The organism is Afipia sp. OHSU_II-C1 (genome assembly GCF_000497575.1).
GTDB lineage: Bacteria > Pseudomonadota > Alphaproteobacteria > Rhizobiales > Xanthobacteraceae > Afipia.
In genome coordinates this window covers 1-1,238 of the sequence record NZ_APJI01000038.1, presented here as the reverse complement: position 1 = coordinate 1,238, position 1,238 = coordinate 1, and the positions used below count along the sequence as shown (strand labels likewise).

The window sequence follows — 1,238 nt, the reverse complement described above, 5'->3', positions numbered from 1 at the left end:
TGACCGGCCCCCACTGAGTGGTCCGATCGGAATGTTAGTTTAGGGATTGCATTTTGACTACCTCCTTTGGTGCTGGCCAGACGATGGCTTCGGGTGCCGGTGGTCGATATCCAAGCGATGAGTGTGGACGCACCGTGTTGTAGTGACGTCGCCAGTTTTCGATCACGATCTGGGCCTCCTTCAATGTGTAGAAGATTTCGCCGTTGAGCAGTTCATCGCGCAGCTTGCCGTTGAAGCTCTCGCAATAGCCATTCTCCCACGGACTGCCCGGCTCGATGTAAGCAGTCCTGGCTCCGACGGTGGCGATCCAATCCCGCAGCGCCTCGGCGACGAACTCAGGGCCATTGTCCGAACGTATGTGCGCAGGGATGCCCCGCGAGACGAACAGCTCGCAGAGCGCTTCGATGACGTCAGTTGCTTTGAGCTTCCGCGCGACACGGATGGCCAGGCTCTCACGGCTGAACTCGTCGATGATGCACAACATCCGGAACGCCTTGCCGTCGTGGGTGCGGTCGGCGACGAAGTCATAGGACCAGACATGGTTGGGTCGCTCCGGCCGCAGACGGATGCATGAGCCGTCGTTGAACCAGAGACGCCCGCGTTTAGGTTGTTTTAGGGGGACCTTCAGCCCCTCGCATCGCCAGATCCGCTCAACACGCTTCTTGTTCACCATCCAGCCGGCTCTGCGAAGCAACGCCGTAATTCGGCGATATCCGTAGCGGCCATATTGGCGGGCAAGCTCGATGATGTCGGCAGTCAAAGCCGCCTCGTCATCGGGTGTCGTTGGAGTCTTGCGCTGCGTCGATCGGTGTTGACCCAAAGCCCGGCACGCCCGTCTCTCGGAGATGCCAAGCTCGGCTGTTACATGATCGACGCAAGCACGGCGTCGGGAGGGGCTTAGAAGTTTCCCTTTGCGGCCTCCGCCAGGATCAGCTTGTCCAGCGTCAGATCCGACACCGCTCGCCGGAGACGATTGTTCTCAGTCTCCAGCTCTTTGAGTCGCTTCACCTGATCGCCCTTCAGGCCACCGTACTCGTTTCGCCATCGATAGTACGTTACTTCCGTCACGCCTATCGCTCGGACTGCGTCTGCTACCTGCCGGCCCTGTGCCATCAGCACATCAACCTGCCGCAGCTTCGCAACGATCTCTTCAGCCGTATGCCTCTTCCTTGCCATTGATCTTATCCTCCATCCGAAAATCATACTTCAGGGAGGACCACTTCAAAGGGGGCAGATCA

1 protein-coding gene is annotated in these 1,238 nt (G+C 58.9%); it reads right to left on the bottom strand.

Annotated features, from left to right (window positions below):
* Nucleotides 1-34: 34 nt before the first annotated feature.
* Nucleotides 35-1,176, bottom strand: a protein-coding gene (locus I554_RS26705; protein WP_085947356.1) for an IS3 family transposase whose coding sequence is annotated in 2 segments (ribosomal slippage) — nt 35-912 and nt 912-1,176 — 1,143 coding nt in all. Because the reading frame shifts where the segments join, the coding sequence is not laid out codon by codon here.
* Between the last annotated feature and the right edge of the window lie 62 nt (nt 1,177-1,238).